This window comes from Polaribacter vadi (assembly GCF_001761365.1).
Taxonomy (GTDB): domain Bacteria; phylum Bacteroidota; class Bacteroidia; order Flavobacteriales; family Flavobacteriaceae; genus Polaribacter; species Polaribacter vadi.
Map to the genome: position 1 here is coordinate 2927089 of NZ_CP017477.1, position 22112 is coordinate 2949200.

A 22112-nucleotide genomic window follows, 5' to 3' on the forward strand; every position below is an offset into this window, starting at 1 on the left:
GTAAGTATTTAAAAAATAAATACACTTTAAGCGATAGCTAAAAGTTAGCAAAAATGTGCGTTAGGGATTGAAGCGACATCCTTTTTGCTTTTTCTGCAAAAAGATATAGCGTAAAGCCCGACCTTTTTAGGTAACGCCCAAATAAAATAATAAAAATATGCAAGAAGTACTAGAAAAATATCAAACAGTTTTAGAAGCAGATGTAAACGAATGGTTTAAGGTTGGTAAAACAACAGATTTTCCAGAAAATTCAGGGGCTTGTATTAAGCATAAAACAAAGCAGATTGCAGTTTATAATTTTGCAAGAACTGGTAAGTGGTATGCTACTCAAAATTTATGTCCTCATAAAATGGAAATGGTTTTATCTGTTGGTATGATTGGTGACAAAGGAGGGATTCCAAAAGTTGCTTGTCCATTACATAAAAAGAATTTCTCTCTAGAAGATGGGGCAAATTTAGCTGGAGAAGATTTAAAAATTGCTACATATCCTGTAAAGATTAATGAAGGAAATGTGTATATTGGCTTCTCGGATTAAAACCAAAAAATGAAGCCAACAAGATTTGAAACTGCCATTGCAATTATTGATCAAAAAAATGCAGAAGACCCAAACACGTACCAAGTTGCTGGGATAGCGTATTCTAAAGAATTATTGTATTCTCAAAGAATGACAAGAAAGCTACTTCAGTTTGAGCCTAACGCATCAAAAGCACTTCAAATTGCTGCAAGAGCACAACATATTTGTCGTTGGAAAATTGAAAGAAAAGAATATCCAATGGATAGAGTTGGATATTTAAAATGGCGTGAGGAATTGAAAAAAATGCACGCTAAACTTACTGGAGAAATCTTAGAACAAGTTGGTTTTGATGAGCAATTTGTAGATAGAGTGCAGAAAATCATTTTAAAAAAACTCATCAAGAAAAACGAAGAATCTCAAACATTAGAAGATGTTATTTGTTTGGTTTTTTTAGATTATTATTTTGATGAATTTGCAGCAAAACATACTGATGAAAAAATTATCGATATTTTAAAGAAAACTTGGGTAAAAATGTCTGATAAAGGACATCAAGCTGCACTACAACTTCCTTTTTCTGAAAAAAGTTTAGCTCTAGTAAAACAAGCGATTTCTTAAACAATTAAAAATGACAAAAAATGGCAATTCATTAGACAAAAAAACGTTTGATAAATTAAGTCGTTTATATATTATTGCCTTAAGTACAATTGCACTTTCTGTAATAATTAGTCAGATTTTGGTTCGTAAACATTTAGAAACTCAACAAAGCGATTCTACAGTAATTAATATTGCAGGTAGACAAAGAATGCTGAGTCAGAAATTAACCAAAGAAGTTGTTTCTCTTTCGGTTTCTTCTGATAAAAAAGATAGAGAAATACTTCAAAAAAACATTAAAGAAACGCTATACTTATGGAATTTTTCTCATAATTCTTTACAGAAAGGAAATGATAGCTTAGGGCTTCCTAAGCAAAATAGTGATCATATAATTAGGGAGTATAATACATTAAATCCTGTTTTTAATACCATTCTAAAAGCTTCTAATTCTATTGTTGAAAAGTTAGAAAAAGATTTATTAATTTCTGTTGATGAATTAACTTCAGACATCAAAAAAATAACCAATAATGAAGGTGAATTTTTGTTGATTATGGATAGAATTGTAAATCAGTACGATTTAGAAGCTAATAAAAAAGTTGTTTGGTTGCGTAAGTTAGAGTTCCTTTTAATGACTTTTACTTTGCTTATTCTTTTAGGTGAATTTTTATTCATTTTTTGGCCAACAGCAAAATCAGTAAAAGCAACATTATCTGAATTATTATCTGCAGAAAAGAAAGCAAAAAAAATGGCTTTTGAAGCAGATGAATTGAGTATTTCTAAAGAAAAATCAATTAAAGAATTGCGTGCATTGAGTCATGCAATGGATGAAACATTATTGTTTGCAAGAATTTCTACTAACGGTAATTTAATTCATTTTGGAAACAAGTTTTCACGTTTATTTAAACTTTCAAATTTTAAACAAGACATTTTGTTTTGGAATGTTTTATCAATTAATGAAACCGAGCAATTATTAATTGAAGACTTAATCTTTCAGCATAAAAAAACGGGTTGGCAAGGAGAGGTTAAATCAACAACAAAACAAGGAGAAGTTGTTTGGTTAGAAATGTCTATCATTCCATATAATCCATCAGAAGATAAGTCAGAATTACTAATTATAGCTTCAGAAATTACAGATAGAAAAGCTGCTCAATTAGAAATAGAAAGGTTGACAAAAGATAGTTTTGAGGAGAAAATGAGTCAACAAAAAATAATCTCGAGCAAAATTATAGAGAATCAAGAAAAAGAACAGAATAGAATTGCCAAAGATGTGCATGATGGAATTGGGCAAATGCTAACTGGTTTAAAATACAATTTAGAAAGTATTAATATTGCAGATATAGATAAAACTGCCATTAAAATAGAGCATCTAAAAGAGTTAACTACCAATATTATTAAAGGAGTTAGAACAGCAACTTTTAATTTAACACCACCAGAATTATCAGATCATGGAATTGTACCTGCAATTACAAAATTAACCCAAGAATTAGGTAGATTAACAGGAAAGGAAATTGTATTTTTTAATAAAACAGATTTTAATATTCGTTTAGATTCTTTAACAGAAATAAATATTTATAGAATTGTACAAGAAGCCATTAATAATGCTATTAAATATGCAGATTCGTCTCATATTTTAGTGTCACTTTCTCATAGTAAAAGTATGCTAAGTCTAGTTATAGATGATGATGGAAAAGGTTTTGAACCATCAAAAGTGAAGAAAGTTAAAAATGGAGATGGTGGAATGGGAATGACTTTTATGAAAGAACGCATCAAATATATAGATGGCAGGTTGTTTTTAAATTCAGAATTAGGAAAAGGGACAAGAGTTACTTTAAATATCCCTATTTAATAAATACGTAGTTTTACTTAAAAACCTTATTTTTGTACGTATAAAATATTTATAATTATGATTAATGTAGTTTTAGCAGACGACCATGTTTTGGTAAGAGATGGTATTAAAGCGCTTTTAGAAGATCAAACAGGAATTACGGTTATTGATGAAGCTTCTAATGGAAAAGAAGCGTTGGAAGTAATTTCTAAAAATAAACCAGATGTTTTAATTGTTGATATTAGAATGCCAGAAATGAACGGAATTGAAGTGGTTGCTGAAATTAATAAAAATAATTTAGATGTAAAAACGCTAGTTCTTTCTATGCACGATTCAGAAGAATATGTTGTAAAATCTATACAAGCAGGTGCAGATGGTTATTTATTGAAGGGAGCAAGTAAAGAAGAGTTTTTAAAAGCGGTTAATAATGTAGCTGTTGGAGGTAAGTATTTTACAGGTGATGTTTCTACTATTATTATGAACAATTTTGTTAGTGGTAACACAAGTAAAGTTTTAAAGGAAGAAAAAGATGCAAAAGAGTTACCTTTTAAATTAACTAAAAGAGAAAAACAAATACTTAGTTTAGTCTTAGAGTTGAAGAATAATAAAGACATTGCAGATGAACTTGCAATTAGTAAACGTACTGCAGAAGTGCATCGTTTTAACTTAATGAAGAAGTTAGAGGCTAAAAACCTTCAAGAATTAACTACTAAAGCTAAAGAATATCAATTATTATAAGTGTTAAGTAGTTGGCTGTTTTTTATTCTAATTATTTTTTATGGTCAATTTTATCAAATTCTTAAAAACAGTATTACGTAATTATTAATCTACTAATAATTAAAATATACGTATTTTTAAACATATAAATTAAGTATTTATACTTAGTTTTGTATATCTAAAAATATGTATTATGGCAAGTTTAGCACAACAAAAATCAACAAAACTAAGTTTATTTAATTTTAAGAGTATTTCTACTCGCACATTTTGGATTACTTCCATATCCTTCTTTTTATGCTTTTTCGCATGGTTTGGTATTGTTCCTTTTATGCCAGATGTTGTAAAAGATTTAGGATTAACTCCAGATCAAAAATGGAACTCAATTATTTTAGCGGTTTCAGGAACTGTATTTGCACGTTTACTAATTGGTAAATTGTGTGATAAATATGGTCCAAGATTATGTTATACATGGTTGTTAATGTTAGGCGCAATTCCTGTTATTTTATGTGGATTGGTTCAAACTCCTACACAATTTCTTATCTGTAGATTATTTATTGGTTTTATAGGGGCTTCCTTTGTAATAACGCAAGTACACACTTCATTAATGTTTGCTCCTAATATTGTAGGTACTGCAAATGCAACTTCTGCTGGTTGGGGAAATTTAGGTGGTGGAGCAAATAGGTTAGGAATGCCTCTAATTGCTGCTGCTGTAGTTTCATTTGGTGTTGCAGATGCTGAGGCTTGGAGATATTCTATGGTAATTGCAGGTATTGTCTGTTTTTTAATGGGAATCGTTTATTTCTTTTTCACAAAAGATACCCCAAGAGGAAATTTTAAAGAATTAAAAGCTGCAGGAGAAATGATTGTTGCTAAAAAAGATCAAATAGGTTTTTTAGCTGTTTTAAAAGATTATAGAGTTTGGATTTTATTTGTAGTATATGCTGCTAGTTTTGGAATAGAATTAACGGTTTATGGAACCATGGATGACTATCTGCAAAATACCTTTCAATTAGAAAGAGTAACAGCAGGTAATATTGTATTATCATTTGCTTTAATGAATATTTTTGCAAGAACTTTAGGTGGATTTTTTGGTGATAAATTTGGGAAACTAAAAGGATTAAGAGGTCGTGTTTTATTCTTATCTTTCATTCTTACTTTACAGGGAATTATGTTAATTTCTTTCTCAAGTGCAACAAGTATTGTTTTTGGAATTGTTTTATTGATTTTCTTTAGTTTAACCGTACAAATGGCAGAAGGCGCAACATTCTCTGTAGTGCCTTTTATTAATAAAAAAGCAATTGGTTCTATCTCTGGAATAGTTGGAGCAGGAGGAAATGTAGGTGCTTTTTTAGCAGCAATGTTGTTAAAATCAAAATCTGCGATGGCAGAAAAAGCAGCTATTGTTGCTAATGAAGGTTTAGGTGAAGAAGTAATAAAAGCAGCACAATCTGTAGCTTCATCAAGCGCTGTTTCAAGTGGGTATTTATTAATAGGTTTTGTAGTAGTAATTACAGGTATTGCTGCTTTAGCTATAAAATTTTCTACTGAAGAAGAAGAAAATGAAGCGCCATCTAATGTAAAAAATACAAGCCCAGAATTAATTCCTATACCTGTAAAACGTTAATTATAGTTGTGTTTTTTTATTGATTTCTAGAATAGAAATACCCTTTTTTAAAGTATTCAGAATAATAAAGTCAACCTTTGGCTAGTCAGCTTTTAATGTCGTATTTAGTATAAAATCTTAGTCTAAATGATTAAAAATGAAATCAAAACAACATGCTCTTATTGTGGAGTTGGTTGTGGAATTATCGTAAAAAAAGACATTAACAACAAGGTTTTTGTTGAAGGTGATAAAGATCATCCTGTAAATAAAGGAATGTTATGTTCTAAAGGAATGAATCTGCATTATGTAGCTAATGATACTTCAGATAGAATTTTATATCCAGAAATGAGATGGAGTCGTTCACATCCACGTGAACGTGTTTCTTGGGATACTGCTTTAGATAGAGCTGCTAGTGTTTTTAAATCAATTATAAAAAAACACGGTCCAGATTCAGTTGCTTTTTATGTTTCAGGACAAAGTTTAACAGAAGAATATTATATCGCAAATAAACTAACAAAAGGGTTTTTAGGAACTAATAATATAGACACCAATTCTCGTTTATGTATGAGTTCTGCTGTTGTAGGTTACAAAAAAACTTTTGGAGAAGATAGTGTGCCAATTTCGTATGCAGATATAGAATTAGCAGATACTTTTTTAATAACAGGCGCAAATCCTGCTTGGTGTCATCCAATTTTATTTAGAAGGATTGAAAAACACAAAGAAGAAAATCCAAATGTAAAAATAATTGTAATTGATCCTCGTAAAACAGATTCTGCAAATTTTGCCGATTTACATTTACAGCTTATTCCAGGAACAGATGTTATTTTACACAATGCTATTGGTAGACATTTGTATAAAAGTGGTTTAATTAATGAAGATTTTATAAAAAATCATACAGAAGGTTTTGACGGTTATGAGAAAATTATTTTTGAAACAAGCCTAAAGCAAGCTTCTAAAATCTGTGGAGTTTCTCAAGATGATATCAAAAAAGCGGCAGAAATAATAGGTCTTTCTAAAGGGTTTATCAGTATGTGGGCTATGGGTTTAAATCAAAGTGTTATTGGTACAGATAAAAATACATCACTTTTAAATTTATCATTAATTACAGGTCAAGTTGGTAAACCTGGTTCAGGACCTTTTTCTTTAACAGGGCAGCCAAATGCAATGGGAGGAAGAGAAGTTGGTGGAATGGCAAATTTATTAGCAGTTCATAAAGATTTACAAAACGAAGAACATAGAAGAGAAGTGGCGCAATTTTGGGGAGTTGATAAAATATCTCCAAAACCAGGTTTAACAGCAACAGAAATGTTTTCTGCTTTAGAAAGTGGAAAATTAAAAGCAGTTTGGATTGTTTGTACAAATCCGTTAGTGAGTATGCCAAATTCTCATCAAATAGAAAAAGCAATGGCAAATTCTAAGTTTGTTGTGGTACAAGAAATTTCTCATAAATCAGATACTGTAAAGTATGCAGATTTGGTGTTGCCAGCAGCAGCTTGGTTAGAGAAAGAAGGAACCATGACAAATTCTGAACGTAGAATTTCTTATTTGCCTAAAGAAATTGAAGCTCCAGGAGAAGCAAGACCAGATGTAGAAATTTTTTGTGATTTTGCTCAAAGAATGGGTTTTAGAGGGTTTAATTATAATAATGCATCAGAAATTTATGATGAATATGCATCTATGACCAAAGGGACAAATATTGATGTTTCTTTTCTAAATTATGATCGATTAAAAAACGAAGGAACTTTTCAATGGCCTGTAAATGAATATCGCCATAAAGGAACTCCTCGTCTTTTTGAGGATAAGAAATTTTATACGCCTTCTCAAAAAGCAATTTTTAATGTTCCATCAACTTTAGAAAATACTTCTGTAAAGACAAATTCTGAATTTCCATTGATTTTAACTACAGGTCGTGTTAGAGATCAATGGCACACCATGACCAAAACAGGAAAAGTAGCAAGATTAAAAACACATTATCCGAAGCCTGTTTTAGAAATAAATCCTGTAGATGCATATTTAAACAAGATTTCAGATGGAGATATTACTGAAATTAAAAGCGGAAATGGTATAGTTAGAGTTCGTGCAAAAATTACAGACGCTATTAAAGAAGGTGTTGTTTTCTTGCCAATGCATTGGGGAAAAGTATTGCAAAGTAATTTAAATAGAGCTAATAATTTAACAAATACGCATGTAGATCCTGTTTCTAAAGAACCAGATTTTAAATTTACATCAGTATCTGTATCAAAATATAAAAAACCAAAAGACAAAATTATCATTGCAGGTGCAGGAGCAGCAGCTTTTCGTTTTTTACAAAATTATAGAGATTATAATGACGTTGATGAAATTCATGTTTTTTCTAAGGAAGAAAACTTGTTTTATAACCGAGTTTTATTGCCAGAATATATTACAGAAGAACTTTCATGGGAACAATTATTGAAGATTAAAAATTCAGAATTAAGCAATTTAAATATCAAAATTCACTCAGAAACTATTATTGATAAAATTGATAAAGAAAAGAAGGTAGTTGTAGATTCTAAAGGGGAAACACACACTTTTGATAAGTTGATTTTAGCAACAGGAAGTAGGCCTTTTATTCCTAAAGATGTACAAATAGATTTACCTGGTAGATTTACGATGCGTAATAAAACAGATGCAGATCAATTTAAAAAATATTTAGATGATACAGGTTTACCTCCAGAAGAACAACATGTAGTAATTGTTGGTGGAGGTTTGTTAGGTTTAGAGTTGGCAGCTGCAATGAAGCACAAGAATGTAAAAATTACCATTGTGCAAAGAGCTTCTCGATTAATGGAGCGTCAATTAGATAAAATTTCGAGTAAATTATTGTCTTTAGATGTTCAAGAAAGAGGCATTCAAATTTATTTTGATAATGAAGTAAGTACTGTTTTTGATGATGAAGATACTGGCGAATTAACCATCAATCTAAAAAGTGGAAAATACATAACTGCCAATGCAATTGTGTATGCTATTGGTACAAGACCCAATATAGAAATTGCTAAAAATAACGGAATTATTTGTGGACGTGGAGTAAAGGTAAATCAGCATTTACAATCTTCAGACCCAAGTATTTTTGCTATTGGAGAAATTGCAGAATTTAATAATCAATTATTCGGAATTACATCAGCAGCAGAAGAACAAGCAGGTATTTTAGCCAATTTTATAGCGGGAGATATTAGTGAAGCTTACAATGGCTCTGTGTTAATGAATATTCTAAAATTCAACGATTTAAACCTTTGTAGTATTGGTGAAATTACGGTTCCAGAAAACGATTCTAGTTACGAAGAAATTATTTTTACTGATATTTCTAAACGTTATTATAAAAAATGTATTGTAAAAGACGATTTGTTAATTGGAGCAGTTTTAGTTGGTGATAAAAATGAGTTTGCAGAATTCAAAACCATGATTGAGAGCAAAATCGAAATGTCTGACAAACGAAATACCTTGTTAAGAGGTGCATCAAACGATAAACCAGTTTTAGGAAAATTAGTATGTTCTTGTAGTCAAGTTGGAGAAGGAAATATCGAAGAAGAAATTGCAAAAGGATGTACAAATTTTACAGAATTATGTAATAAAACAGGAGCAGGTTTAGGTTGTGGAAGTTGCAAAACTGAAGTTAGAGAAATTTTGAACAATGCAAAAGTAGGTGTATGAGCAAGCAGTTAAATAGATTAATCGTTAAAGGTGGAGTTTTATCTCCAGGAGAGCTAAAATACATTTGTGAGTCTGTAGAAAGTTTGGGTTTAAAAACTATTTCTTTTGGCTCTAGACAAGATATTTTATTGCCTAAAAAAGTAAATTCAGAAGACCTTACTCAGTTTGATAAACTAAAAGTTGTAGAAGTTGATGAGGTTGGTGTAGAAAACATTGTTTCCTCATATGTTTGTGCAGATATTTTTCCAAGTACTTCTTGGTTAACTGGTGATAGATACTTGTATTTGTTAGAGCAATTTCGTTCTAAATCTAAATTAAAAATCAATTTAACAGATCCAAAACAACGTTTGGTTCCGTTGTTTACTGGGCATATTAATTTTATTGCTTCAGAACACGAAGATTATTGGTATTTGTACATCAGACTTCCAGAATGGAAAAAAACAAAAATGTATCCTGCGTTAATTTATAGCTGGGATTTAGATAAAATTGAAGCCGCAATTGAAGATATACTTCAGGAAGAACCAGAAACCATAGAAACTATTTTTGAATTGGTAAGTGATGCAGTTGATACCAATAATAGAACAGTAGATAAGCCTTTAGAAGTGCCTTTTTACCCTTTTCCGTATTTTGAAGGAATGAATAAAATTGGAATGGATAAATATTGGTTGGGTTTGTATTGGAGAAATAATAAATATGATATCTCTTTTTTGAAGGAAATGTGCGAATTATGTTCAGAAAACAAGATTGGTAAAATATCTATTACTCCTTGGAAATCTTTTATTGTAAAAGGAATTCCCAAAGAATCTAAATTAACTTGGGAGAAGTTTTTAGGAAAAAGAGGAATTAACGTAAGGCATTCTATGTTAGAGCTAAATTGGCATTTGCCAGTAGCCAATAAAGATGCGCTAAATCTTAAAAAGTATTTGGTTTCTAATTTTGATCAAAATGATATTAGCACTTATGGTTTAACCTTCGGAATTACAGATTACAGTAAATCATCTTATTATTTTACTTCTATTGTAGTTGAAAAAAATAAACAACCAGAAATGATTGGTAATTTTAAAACTAGAGATACCTATAATTTGTTGTATGCAAAAAACTTCGACCCAAATACAAGAGATTATATTTTACATGTACAAGATGTAGATAAGGTAGAATTACCAGGTTTGTTAATGGAATTAAGTCAATTGTATTTTGATCAATTAGGAACAGAAAGAGAAGAAGAAAAAGAAGTTGAAACCAAAAAAGAAACTTCAGAATTAGAAGTGTACCAATGTGCAGACTGTTTAACAATTTATGACGAACATTTTGGAGATGCAACTCAAAATATTCCTGTAGAAACTTTATTTAGTGAACTTCCTTCAGATTATGAATGTTCTCTTTGTGAAGCTCCAAAAACTAATTTTAAGAAGATAATACTGGTAAAATAATTTAAAGTGTTATTTTATTTAATAACAGACAATACGTCAATTTTAAACAAGAAAATTAGTAAAATTAAAAAAGTAAATAATGAAAAAACAATACGTAATTTTAGGATTAATGCTTGTGTGTTTCCAATTTTCAAATGCACAGTTTACATTAGATGGAGAGTTTAGACCAAGAACAGAATATCGTCATGGATTTGGAAGTTTAATTCCAGATGCATCAGATGCAGGTTTCGGAATTTCTACTAGAGTAAGATTAAATACTAGTTATATGACTGATAATTACTGGGTATATGTTAGTTTGCAAGACATAATGGTTTGGGGAGAAAACAGACAAATTTTACCTTATGATCAGAATAATTCTTTCGCCGTTTTTCAAGCTTGGGCAGAAATTAAGTTAGGAGAAAATACTTCAACAAAAGTAGGTCGTCAAGTATTATCTTATGATGATCAAAGAATTTTAGGAGGATTAGATTGGGCGCAACAAGGTCGTAATCATGATGCAGCTTTAATAAAATATAAGAAAGACAACTTTATGTTAGATTTTGGTTTGGCTTTTAATCAAGATTATTCTAATCCAACAGGATTTGTATCAACAGGTACAGAATATAGTACTACAGGTTTTTTCTCATATAAAACGATGCAAATGTTATATATGAAACAAAAATGGGACAAATTAACAGGTAGTCTTTTATTATTAAATAATGGATTTCAAAAATATGACACTAATAATGTTGCAGATGGTGTAAGTAATTTACAAACCTTAGGAACACATTTAGAGTATAAATCTGGAAGTTTAGGAATTGCTGCAAATGCATATTTGCAAACAGGAAAACGTCAAGGAGAAGTAGAAGTAAAAGGAGCGTATTTATTAGGATTAGATTTTACTTACAAAGCATCTTCAAAAGTTGGTTTAGGAGCAGGGTTAGAAATTATTAGCGGTAATGATGGTAATGCTGGTGAAACAGGAGCTTTCTTCCCTTTATATGGAACAAATCATAAATTTAATGGGTTTATGGATTATTTTTATGTTGGTAATCATGCAAATTCTATTGGTTTGGTTGATGTTCATGCAAGTGCAAATTTCACTTTAAGTAATGCATCAAGTTTAATGGTTAAAGTTTTAAACTTTAGAGGAGAACAAGCATTGGCTAGTGGAGAAAAGTCTTTAGGAACTGAAGTAGATTTAGTGTATAAGAGAAAATTTAAAGGCTATGCTTTAGTGCTAGGCTATTCTCAAATGTTTGTAAGTGATGGAATGTATGAATTAAAAGGAGTAACAGAAGCTGAAGCTGCAGGAACTCAAAATTGGGCTTGGGCAATGTTAGTAATTAAGCCTAAGTTTTTAGGAGGTAATTAAAATATTTTATTACGTAAAAAAAAAAGCCTGTTGATTTAAATCAACAGGCTTTTTTTATGATATTTTACTTTTTTATAAAGCATAACTCAAACCAAATAACCAATAGGTTTGTAATTTGTTGTCAATATTATCGAATGTTGGAGTTGGTGTTGTACCAATAGTTGTCATTGAATTAAATTCGTTAAGAGCACTGTTTAAAGCCTCTTGTTTGTTGTTTCTTAAACCAACTTCAAAACCTAAGCCAATTCCATTCCAAATTGTGTATCCAAAAGAGTTTGTAAAAGTCCAGTTAGATAAATCTCCATTTTCATAGCTTTGAAACAATGATAAGTTAGATTTTATACTTAAACCTCCATATTTATTAGTGTAATCTGCTACAACTTTTGCACCTAAAGAAGATTCAAAAGCAGTATCTCCATCACTAAAAACAAAATTGTAGTTTCCAGGATGCATTACAACTACTAAATGGCTTGTAGGTGTCCACGTTAAACCAGCACCTAAATCTAAATAACCAGGGTTGTTGAAATTATCAATTAACGTAGTTCTATATTCTGCTAAACCAGAAACTGCCCATTTTTTATTTAATCGTTTACCATATAAAGAGCTAATTGTAAAAACGTCTGTTGCAGTTTCAAAACCTTCATCTCCAGTAACAGATTTATCATCTAATTTTACCCAACCAAGATTGATGTTTCCAGAGTTTCTCCAGAAAAAATCTTCTTCAATTAAGTTTGCAAAACCATTTATAGTAACACCAATATTACCTGCAGAAGCATCTGGGGCATTTCTTGCATACCAATTGTTAAAACCAGATAGGCTAGCTCCTATAGTTCCAAAAGCACCAATTCTCCAACCTGGAAGTGCATCTATTTTTGCCTGTAAAGCTTTTACTTCTCCCTGTAATTTAGCAATTTCAGCTTTTTTAGGAGCTTGTTCTTTTTTTAATTCGTCAGCTGTTTGTGCGTTTGCGGAAAAGCTAATCGTTATTAAAAGTAGTAAAATTGATAATTTTTTCATTTTTTAAGTTTGATTTTTTTATTAAAATTTAAACGTGCTAAAGTGCATCTTATATTCTATTAGACAATAAAAATATTAATAAGTCACTTTTTCGTGAAATTTGTAATTAAGTCCTAAACCAAATAATTGTCTAAATTGTACTTTGCTAGAAGCATTATCATCCATAATTGTATGAAAAGTCATCAACATTTTTATAGATTTATTTACTTTAAAGCGAATGTTAGTCTGGTAATCTACATCTACATTACCCACATTTGCCAAATAATCTGTATATAAATTTAAGATGTTTTCCATCTCTATATTTTCCATTAAACTAAACTTATAATAGCCAGATAAGTTAAAACCTAAACTGAAAGCAGTGTTTTTGTCTTCTTCTACACCAAATTTTCCAGAGAAAAAATCATCAACAAAAGTATATCTTGCTGTTGAAGGTGCAATGTTTGCTGTTAAATCATCGGTGTTTTTATAAAGTAAACCTGGGCCAAATGTTAAATATGCAGGTGATAAAAAGTCTGAAACGAGTACTTTAGGATCTGTTTTGTAATTAAAACCTTCTGTAAATTGTGTTCTAAAATTTGTTAGAATTGATAAAAACCAGCTTGGAGATGTTTTAAAACCTAGTAAAGAATTAAATTCAAAACGATCATCGGTTTTTCTATTCCCTTTTTCAGCAATGTGGCTTAATCCAAAACTAGATATTATTCTACCATCCCAGTTAATGTTATTTTTTTTGTAGTTAAAATCATAATTAACATTAAAATTACCAGCAATTGTATTTTCTCCTCCAGAAGCCCAATTAGAAAAAGAAGATTGATTGAATATAAAAGCGAATTTTCCGTCGATTTTCCATTTAGGTACTGGAGCCTCTTTCTTCTTCTTTTGAGCGAAAGTACTCATAGATATTAACAAGAAAAAAAAGAAAATAAACTTATTCACGCGTAATATTTAAGCTAACAAAAATAATGTTATTTAATAAAAAATAAAATTATTTTTTCGATTTATATAATGGTACTGTAGAACATGCTTCACCAAACATAATTGATTTAGCTGTAGGTTGTAATTTTGCAATTAAAAAAGCATACGCAGAATTCGGAATGGGTTTATCTGCACAACCTTTAATTATTACTGGTTTATCTGCAAATTCTTTAAAATCTACAAAACTTAATAACTCTTGATAAATAACGGTTTCTAACAACTCTAAATCTCCAATAACAACTTTATTGGCAAAAGGCGTTAATTCTGCAGCAATTAACATAAATGCCCAAGAAGGTATAATCGCATCTGCAGAACAAGTTATAGCTACAAAACACTTTCGGTATTTAGACCAATCATGGTTTTTTACCAAAACTCTAAAATCTCTTTCTTTTAAAATTAATTCTTGAAAAAGCCAATCTTTAATATCAAACAAGATTCTTTCTCCTTCAGGATAAATTTCTTCGAGGTCAAAAGTTTTAAGAACACTATTGCTAACTCTATTTATAATTTCTTCTTCTTGATTCAATGTTTAAAATTTTAAATTTAAAGTTGTTCTCGATACAATTTCGATGAAAAATCGAAATCACTCGAACTGACATTTACTAAAAAACTGCTACTGCAAACTGCAAACTTTTTTAAAGCATTCCTAATTCCAATTTCGCTTCTTCACTCATCATTTCAGAAGTCCAAGTTGGATCGAAAGTAATTTCTACTTCACAAGAATTAATTTCTTTTAAAGATTTTACTTTTTCTTCGATATCAACAGGCAAACTTTCTGCAACTGGGCAGTTTGGAGATGTTAATGTCATTAATATTTTTGCATTGTTTTCATCCGACACAAAAACATCATAAATTAACCCAAGTTCATAAATATCTACAGGAATTTCTGGATCATAAATAGTTTTTAAAACTCTTATAATTTTATCGCCAATTTCTTCTAATTCTTTATCTGTCATGTTATTTTGCTAATTTTGTTTGTTGCGCAATTGCGTACATTTTTATTTGTTTCACCATCGAAACCAAGCCATTTGCTCTTGTTGGTGATAAATGTTCTTTTAAACCGATTTCGTCTATAAATTTAGTTTCTGCAGTTAAAATATCTGCGGGTTTTTGCCCAGAATAAACTCTTAATAATAACGCTGCAATTCCTTTTGTTAAAATGGCATCACTATCTGCTGTGTATTTTACAGTATCGTTTTCTAATTCAGAAAATAACCAAACTTTAGATTGGCATCCTTTAATTAAATTTTCATCTAATTTATACTCGTCGTTAATTATTGGTAAAGATTTGCCAAGCTCTATAATGTATTCATAACGTTCCATCCAATCATCAAACATAGAAAACTCATCAATAATTTCTTCTTGTATTTCTTTGATAGTCATTTTTAAAACTTATTTTTGCGGTATTGTAAATACCTTTTATAAAAAGGCAAAAATACGATAAAAAAGCATTAAAAAGTGCTTGTAAAGTATTAAAGTATATAGAATATTCATTGTTGTTACTTCGTTTTTAAGAATGATTTAACGTATTAAAATTCTTCTTTTTTAGAAGATTAATTAAAATTTATGAGCAAATTATTAGCAGTTGGTACTGTAGCATTCGATGCAATTGAAACTCCTTTTGGTAAAACCGATAAAATTTTAGGCGGATCTGGAAGTTATATTGGTTTATCAGCAAGTCAATTTGGAGTAGAAACAGGAGTTGTTTCTGTAGTTGGTGGAGATTTCCCAGCATCATATTTAGAAATGTTGAACAATAAAGGGGTTAATACTGATGGTGTTGAAGTTGTAAAAGAAGGAAAAACCTTTTTTTGGAGTGGAAAATATCATAATGATATGAACTCTAGAGATACTTTAATCACAGAATTAAATGTATTAGAAACTTTTACGCCTGTTGTTCCTGAAAACTTTAAAGATGCAGGTATCGTAATGTTGGGTAATTTACACCCTTTAACACAAGCATCTGTTTTAGATCAAATGACAGAAAGACCAAAATTAGTAGTTTTAGATACCATGAATTTTTGGATGGATATTGCTTTAGATGATTTGCATACCGTTTTAAAACGTGTGGATGTTATTACTATTAATGATGAAGAAGCTCGCCAACTTTCTGGAGAATATTCTTTGGTAAACGCTGCAAAGAAAATCCATTCTATGGGTCCAAAATATGTAGTGATTAAAAAAGGAGAACATGGAGCTTTATTGTTTAATGATGGTAAAATGTTTTTTGCACCAGCTTTGCCTTTAGCAGAAGTTTTTGATCCAACAGGAGCAGGAGATACTTTTGCAGGTGGTTTTTGTGGTTATTTAGCAAAAACAGAAAATATTTCTTTCGAGAACATGAAAAATGCAATTATTTACGGTTCTAATTTAGCTTCCTTTTGTGTGGAGAAATTTGGTACTGAAAGAATGCAAGAATTAAAAAAAGATGAAGTTGATAAACGCTTACAATCGTTTAAAGAACTAACTCAATTTGATATAGATATCTCATAAATAAAAATCCGCGTTTAAAAACGCGGATTTTTTTATTAAAAAATTATAATAAAAGTATACTTAAAATGAGCGACGCAATTAAACACGAATGTGGAATAGCATTAGTTAGATTAAAAAAGCCATTACAGTTTTATAAAGATAAATACGGTTCTGCTTTTTATGGCATTAATAAAATGTATTTATTGATGGAAAAGCAACACAATCGTGGGCAAGATGGAGCAGGTTTTGCAAGCGTAAAATTTAATGTTGCACCAGGAACTAGATATATTAGTCGAGTTCGATCAAATCAATCGCAACCAATTCAAGATATTTTTGCACAAATTAACGGACGTTTAAATGGTGTTTTAGAACAAAATCCAACTAAAAAAGACGATGTAAATTGGCAAGAAGAAAATATGCCTTATGTTGGTAATTTATTTTTAGGACATGTACGTTATGGAACTTTTGGTAAAAATTCGATAGAAAGTGTGCATCCTTTTCTACGTCAAAGTAATTGGAAACACCAAAATTTAATTGTTGCTGGGAATTTCAACATGACGAATTCTAACCAAATGTTAGAAGAGTTAATTGAGTTAGGGCAACATCCAAAAGAAGCTACAGATACTGTAACTGTCATGGAAAAAATTGGGCACTTCTTAGAAGATGAAGTTGCTAAATTATATCAAAAAGCAAAGAAAAAAGGCTTTAGTAAAAAAGATGCGTCACCATATATAGAAGAAAATTTAAGCTTGAAAAAAGTTTTAAAAAGATCTTCTAAAAATTGGGATGGAGGTTATGCAATGGCTGGTTTAGTTGGGCATGGAGATGCTTTTGTGTTAAGAGATCCAAATGGAATTAGACCAACTTATTTTTATGAAGATGATGAAGTTGTAGTGGTTGCCTCAGAAAGACCAGTAATACAAACCGTTTTTAATGTTAAGATTGATAAAGTTCAGGAATTAGAAAGAGGACATGCTTTAATCATTAAAAAAAGTGGAAATGTTTCTATTAAAAAAGTAATTGAACCAAGAGAAAATAAAGCCTGTTCTTTTGAACGTATTTATTTTTCTAGAGGAAGTGATGCAAGTATTTACGAAGAACGAAAAAATTTAGGAAAATACGTATTCCCAAAGATTTTAAAATCGATTGATTCTGATATTTCAAACACTGTTTTTTCTTTTATTCCTAACACAGCAGAAACCTCTTTTTACGGAATGACAGAAGCTGCTGAAGATTTGTTAAATCAACAAAAAACTGCAAAAATTTTAGCTGGAGGAACAAAATTGTCAGCAAAAAAAGTTACAGAAATTTTATCTGAAAGACCACGTTTTGAAAAAATTGCTATTAAAGATGCAAAATTAAGAACGTTTATTGCAGATGATAGTTCAAGAGACGATTTGGTAGAACACGTTTATGATATTACCTATGGAGTTGTAAAACCTACAGATAATTTGGTAATTATTGATGATAGTATTGTTCGTGGAACAACACTTAAAAAGAGTATCATCAAAATATTAGATCGATTAAGTCCGAAGAAAATTGTGGTAGTTTCTTCTGCACCACAAATTCGCTATCCAGATTGTTATGGAATTGATATGGCTAGGATTGAAGCTTTTATAGCGTTTAAAGCAGCCTTAGAATTATTAAAAGACCATGATAAATACCATATTGTAGAGGACGTTTACAAGAAGTGTATTGCTCAAAAATCAAAAAAAGATGAAGAAATTATAAATCACGTTAAAGAAATTTATAGTCCTTTTAAACCTGAAGAAATTTCTGCTAAAATTGCAGAAATGCTAAAGACTGAAGATATAAAAGCAGATGTTGAGGTTATTTATCAATCTATTGAAGGATTGCACAAAGCATGTCCAGACAATTTAGGCGATTGGTATTTTACAGGAAATTACCCAACTCCAGGAGGAATGAGGGTTGTTAATCAGGCTTTTATCAACTTTTATGAAGGAAATGACGAAAGAGCTTATTAAAACGGAATCACGAAACATGATTTAAAAAAGAGACAAGACAAAAGATTTATTGTCTTTAATTTTATTACGTTATTTAAAATAGAAAAGCATCCAATTTAATTGGATGCTTTTCTGTTTTATAAATTTATTAAATCACTATATTATTTATAAGAGTGAAATAACAAAAGTAACTGCGCTACTTATTTTGCAGCTGCGTATCTTTTTTCAACTTCGTTCCAGTTGATTACTTTAAAGAAAGCATCAATATAATCTGGTCTTCTATTTTGGTAATTTAAGTAATATGCGTGTTCCCAAACATCTAAACCTAAAATTGGAGTTCCTCCACAAGTTACACCTGGCATTAATGGATTATCTTGGTTTGGAGTAGAACAAACTTCTACTTTCCCTCCTGGATGCACACATAACCAAGCCCAACCTGAACCAAATTGTGTTGCAGCAGCTTTAGAAAAAGCTTCAACAAAAGCTTCTTTAGAACCAAATTCAGCTATTATAGCATCTTTTAACTCTCCAGATAAATTTCCTCTTCCTTCAGGGTTTAAAACCGTCCAAAATAAAGAATGGTTGTAAAAACCACCTCCATTATTTCTAACAGCACCATTACTCATATCTAAATTTGCAAGAATATCTTCAATAGATTTTCCTTCTAAATCTGTACCTTCAATAGCTGCATTTAATTTTGTTGTATATCCATTATGATGTTTTGTATGGTGTATTTCCATAGTTTTTGCATCAATATTTGGTTCTAATGCATCGTAAGCATATCCTAATTCTGGTAATTCAAAAGCCATAATTTTATTTTTTTATTGATTAAATTAATTTTTGTTTTACAAATTTAAGTATTTAAGCATGTTAAAACAAGTCTTTAGGAATATGTTAACTTATAATGAAATAGAAAGGATTTATTCCCCAAATGTTTTCATAAATTCTGCTACTTTTTTTACCATATTTTTACTTCCGCAAATAAAAGGCACACGTTCATGAAGCTCTGTTGGCTCAATTTCCATAATTCTTTTAGTGCCATCAGTAGCTAAACCACCTGCTTGTTCTGCAAGAAAAGCCATTGGGCTACATTCATATAGTAAACGTAATTTTCCTTTCGGATTTTTAGATCCTTTTGGATACATATAAATCCCACCTTTAATCATATTTCTATGAAAATCAGAAACTAAAGAACCAATATATCTGCTTGTGTAGGGTCTGTTACCTTCTTCTGCTTGGCAGTATTTTATGTACATTTTAATACCTGCAGGGAAATCTAAATAATTTCCTTCATTCACAGAATAGATATTTCCATCTTCAGGGAATTTCATATTTGGGTGTGATAAATACCAACTTCCTAAAGCAGGATTTAACGTAAATCCATTTACGCCATTTCCTGTAGTGTATACCAACATTGTAGAAGTTCCATACACAATATAACCTGCAGCAACTTGTTGATCTCCTGATTGTAAAAAATCTTTCATTTCTACAGGTGTTCCAACTTCAGTAACTCTTCTAAAAACAGAAAAAATTGTTCCTACAGAAACATTTACATCAATATTAGACGAACCATCTAAAGGATCAATTAAAACTACATATTTGTTTTGATGATTGTTATCTTGACTGTTAATAATGATAAAATCGTCTTCTTCTTCACTGGCAATTCCACAAACAATATTTCTGTTTCTTATGGTTTCAATAAACACATCATTTGCATACACATCAAGCTTTTGTTGGTCTTCACCTTGAATATTTGTATCTCCTGCAGCTCCAGTAATATCAACCAAACCAGCTTTATTTACTTCGTGATTTACAACCTTACCAGCTAATCTTATTGAGTTTAATAATCGAGATAATTCTCCAGAAGAATATTTAAAATCATTTTGATTTTCGATGATAAATTCCCCTAAAGTTTGATTCTTTTTTGCCATATTATTTGTGTATTCAAGTTTCTGCTACAAATATGCTAAATATTTTGATATTATTCCCTCCTTTGCTATCCTTTATTCAGGTCTAAAATGATAAAAATTTCAACAAAATAAAATTATCTGTCAAAAAATACTATTAATTTTTACCGATTTTAAAATGAACTATCTTTGACTAAAATTAAAAAAGATGAGTTTTACAATCAGAAAAGGAGTTGAAAACGACATGCAATCTGTACATAACTTAATTACAGAGCTAGCTGTTTTTGAAAAAGAACCAGAAGCTGTAGAAATTACCGTAAATAATTTAATAGAAGATGGTTTTTCTGAAAATCCAAAATTCAACATTTTTGTAGCAGAAGAAGAAAATAAAATTATAGGAATTGCACTTTTTTATGAGCGTTATTCAACTTGGAAAGGTAAAACGATTCATCTAGAAGATTTAATTGTTACAAAAAGCAGACAAAAAATTGGTGCAGGAAAAGCACTATATACAGCTGTCTTAAAATATGCTTTTGATAACGATTTTAACAGAGTTGCTTGGGAAGTTATCGATTGGAATAAAAATGCCATAGAATTCTATAAAAGCACAGGTGCAACGTATTTAAATGATTGGTCTGTGGTGCAAATGAATAAAGAAAACTTAGCAAAATTTATACAAGACTAACAAAGTCTGCTGCAAGGTTTTCCAAACCTTGTAGGTTTATCTTTTTTGAAGATATTTTATAGTAATTATTAATTAACTGATTAATTATACTTACAGGGTCTCTGAGACCTTGCAGGACAAAAGGAGAGAAATGAAGATTTTTAAATTTGGTGGAGCATCTGTAAAAGATGCAGAAAGTGTAAAAAATGTAGCTTCAATTATTAAAACTGAAGGAGCAAAAGATACTTTAGTCGTAATTTCTGCAATGGGAAAAATGACGAATGCTTTTGAAGAAGTGGTGAGTGCATACTATAATAAAGAAGCAGATTTACCCAATAAATTAAATTTTATTGAAGAGTATCATAAAAATATAATGAGCTCTCTTTTTGATAAAGAAGATGCTGTTTATAAAGATATTGATATTCTTTTTGGAGAATTAGGCTGGTTTTTATCAAGAAATACCTCACAAAGATTTAACTATGTTTATGATCAGATTATTTGTTTTGGAGAGCTTTTATCAACCAAAATTGTAAGTGCTTATTTAGCAAAAATTGGACAAGAAAATGTTTGGTTTGATGTTAGAAACTATATAAAAACCGATAGTAATTATAGAGATGCAAAAGTAGATTGGGAGCTTACAGAAGAATTAATTACTAAAAAGGTTGATGCATCAAAAGTAAATATTACCCAAGGTTTTATTGCTGCAAATGATACTGAAAACACCACAACTTTAGGAAGAGAAGGTTCAGATTATACTGCAGGAATTTTTGCCTATTGTTTAAATGCAGAAAGTGTTACGATTTGGAAAGATGTTCCTGGAGTTTTAAATGCAGATCCAAGAGTTTTTTCTGAAACTACTTTGTTAGAACAAATTTCTTATGAAGAAGCTATTGAAATGGCTTTTTATGGTGCTTCTGTAATTCACCCAAAAACGCTACAACCACTAGAAAGAAAAGATATTCCTTTGTTGGTTCGTTCTTTTATCAATCCAAAAGAAACTGGTACACAAGTTTCTAAAGGCACAAGATTGGTACCACATATTCCTACTTTTATTGTTAAAAAAGGTCAGATTTTAGTGTCAATTTCTGCTTTGGATTTCTCTTTTATGGTAGAAAATAACATCAGTTATATTTTTCAGAAACTGCATGATTATCAATTAAAAGTAAATTTAATTCAGAATTCTGCCATTAGTTTTTCGGTTTGTATTGATGATAAGTTTGGTAATTTTGAGGCTTTTTATAACGAATTAAAAAAACAATTTAAAATTGATGTTCAAACTGGTGTAGATTTATATACGGTTCGTCATTTTGATGAAAAAGCAATTGAATTGATTGAGAAAAAAGGAACATCACTTTTAACACAAGTTAATAAAGAGACTTCTCAAATTGTTGTTCATCCAAATTAAATAGA

Annotated in this window: 19 protein-coding genes; 12 read left to right on the forward strand and 7 right to left on the reverse strand. The window is 30.2% G+C overall.

Annotation, left to right across the window (positions count from 1 at the left end; genetic code table 11):
* The first annotated feature begins 157 nt into the window (after positions 1-157).
* From nirD to LPB03_RS12730, 8 genes are all read left to right on the forward strand, one after another.
* Positions 158-535 carry a nitrite reductase small subunit NirD gene (gene nirD / locus LPB03_RS12695; RefSeq protein WP_065319962.1) on the forward strand — a complete coding sequence of 126 codons (378 nt, stop codon included), beginning with the start codon at positions 158-160 and terminating at the stop codon, positions 533-535.
* 9 nt (positions 536-544) lie between these two features.
* Positions 545-1129: a DUF4202 domain-containing protein gene (locus tag LPB03_RS12700; protein ID WP_065319963.1), complete on the forward strand. Its 585-nt coding sequence runs from the start codon at positions 545-547 to the stop codon at positions 1127-1129.
* 10 nt (positions 1130-1139) lie between these two features.
* Positions 1140-2951: a sensor histidine kinase gene (locus LPB03_RS12705; protein WP_065319964.1), complete on the forward strand. Its 1812-nt coding sequence runs from the start codon at positions 1140-1142 to the stop codon at positions 2949-2951.
* A gap of 57 nt (positions 2952-3008) precedes the next feature.
* Positions 3009-3668, forward strand: coding sequence for a response regulator transcription factor (locus tag LPB03_RS12710; protein WP_065319965.1), 660 nt, complete (start codon positions 3009-3011; stop codon positions 3666-3668).
* A gap of 172 nt (positions 3669-3840) precedes the next feature.
* Complete coding sequence (locus LPB03_RS12715; RefSeq protein ID WP_065319966.1) at positions 3841-5271, forward strand: MFS transporter; 1431 nt, start codon at positions 3841-3843, stop codon at positions 5269-5271.
* Between the two features lie 126 nt (positions 5272-5397).
* Positions 5398-8919 carry a nitrate reductase gene (locus tag LPB03_RS12720; protein WP_065319967.1) on the forward strand — a complete coding sequence of 1174 codons (3522 nt, stop codon included), beginning with the start codon at positions 5398-5400 and terminating at the stop codon, positions 8917-8919.
* Positions 8916-10349, forward strand: a complete 1434-nt coding sequence (locus LPB03_RS12725; protein WP_065319968.1) for a rubredoxin — start codon at positions 8916-8918, stop codon at positions 10347-10349. The genes LPB03_RS12720 and LPB03_RS12725 overlap by 4 nt, the downstream gene beginning before the upstream one ends.
* Positions 10350-10428: 79 nt before the next feature.
* Complete coding sequence (locus LPB03_RS12730) at positions 10429-11703, forward strand: alginate export family protein (protein WP_065319969.1); 1275 nt, start codon at positions 10429-10431, stop codon at positions 11701-11703.
* 72 nt (positions 11704-11775) lie between these two features.
* Here LPB03_RS12730 and LPB03_RS12735 read toward each other — a convergent pair whose 3' ends face one another.
* The 5 genes from LPB03_RS12735 to LPB03_RS12755 all read right to left on the reverse strand — a co-directional run bounded on the left by LPB03_RS12735 (position 11776) and on the right by LPB03_RS12755 (position 15078).
* Positions 11776-12720: a DUF3078 domain-containing protein gene (locus LPB03_RS12735; protein WP_065319970.1), complete on the reverse strand. Its 945-nt coding sequence runs from the start codon at positions 12718-12720 to the stop codon at positions 11776-11778.
* 75 nt (positions 12721-12795) lie between these two features.
* On the reverse strand, positions 12796-13617 hold the full coding sequence (locus LPB03_RS12740; RefSeq protein ID WP_065319971.1) for a DUF3078 domain-containing protein: 822 nt from the start codon (positions 13615-13617) through the stop codon (positions 12796-12798).
* Between the two features lie 88 nt (positions 13618-13705).
* Positions 13706-14221: a DUF2480 family protein gene (locus LPB03_RS12745; protein ID WP_065319972.1), complete on the reverse strand. Its 516-nt coding sequence runs from the start codon at positions 14219-14221 to the stop codon at positions 13706-13708.
* Between the two features lie 109 nt (positions 14222-14330).
* The gene (locus tag LPB03_RS12750; RefSeq protein WP_065319973.1) at positions 14331-14651 is read right to left on the reverse strand and encodes a DUF59 domain-containing protein; all 321 of its coding nucleotides are present in this window, start codon (positions 14649-14651) and stop codon (positions 14331-14333) included.
* Position 14652: 1 nt separating this feature from the next.
* Positions 14653-15078, reverse strand: a complete 426-nt coding sequence (locus LPB03_RS12755; RefSeq protein WP_065319974.1) for a SufE family protein — start codon at positions 15076-15078, stop codon at positions 14653-14655.
* A gap of 183 nt (positions 15079-15261) precedes the next feature.
* On the opposite strand from LPB03_RS12755, the gene LPB03_RS12760 reads away from it, so the two are divergent.
* Positions 15262-16188 (forward strand): PfkB family carbohydrate kinase, encoded by a 927-nt coding sequence (locus tag LPB03_RS12760; protein ID WP_065319975.1) that lies wholly within the window; start codon positions 15262-15264, stop codon positions 16186-16188.
* A 65-nt stretch (positions 16189-16253) separates the two neighbouring features.
* Complete coding sequence (locus LPB03_RS12765; protein WP_065319976.1) at positions 16254-18152, forward strand: amidophosphoribosyltransferase; 1899 nt, start codon at positions 16254-16256, stop codon at positions 18150-18152.
* 179 nt (positions 18153-18331) lie between these two features.
* Here the strand turns inward: LPB03_RS12765 and LPB03_RS12770 are convergent, their stop codons facing one another.
* Both LPB03_RS12770 and fbp read right to left on the reverse strand, forming a co-directional pair.
* Positions 18332-18940: a superoxide dismutase gene (locus tag LPB03_RS12770; protein ID WP_065319977.1), complete on the reverse strand. Its 609-nt coding sequence runs from the start codon at positions 18938-18940 to the stop codon at positions 18332-18334.
* Between the two features lie 111 nt (positions 18941-19051).
* Positions 19052-20062, reverse strand: a complete 1011-nt coding sequence (gene fbp / locus LPB03_RS12775) for a class 1 fructose-bisphosphatase (RefSeq protein ID WP_065319978.1) — start codon at positions 20060-20062, stop codon at positions 19052-19054.
* Between the two features lie 184 nt (positions 20063-20246).
* Here fbp and LPB03_RS12780 point away from each other — a divergent pair, with 184 nt between their 5' ends.
* The gene (locus LPB03_RS12780) at positions 20247-20723 is read left to right on the forward strand and encodes a GNAT family N-acetyltransferase (RefSeq protein ID WP_065319979.1); all 477 of its coding nucleotides are present in this window, start codon (positions 20247-20249) and stop codon (positions 20721-20723) included.
* Positions 20724-20853: 130 nt separating this feature from the next.
* The gene (locus tag LPB03_RS12785; protein WP_065319980.1) at positions 20854-22107 is read left to right on the forward strand and encodes an aspartate kinase; all 1254 of its coding nucleotides are present in this window, start codon (positions 20854-20856) and stop codon (positions 22105-22107) included.
* The last annotated feature ends 5 nt before the right edge of the window (positions 22108-22112 follow it).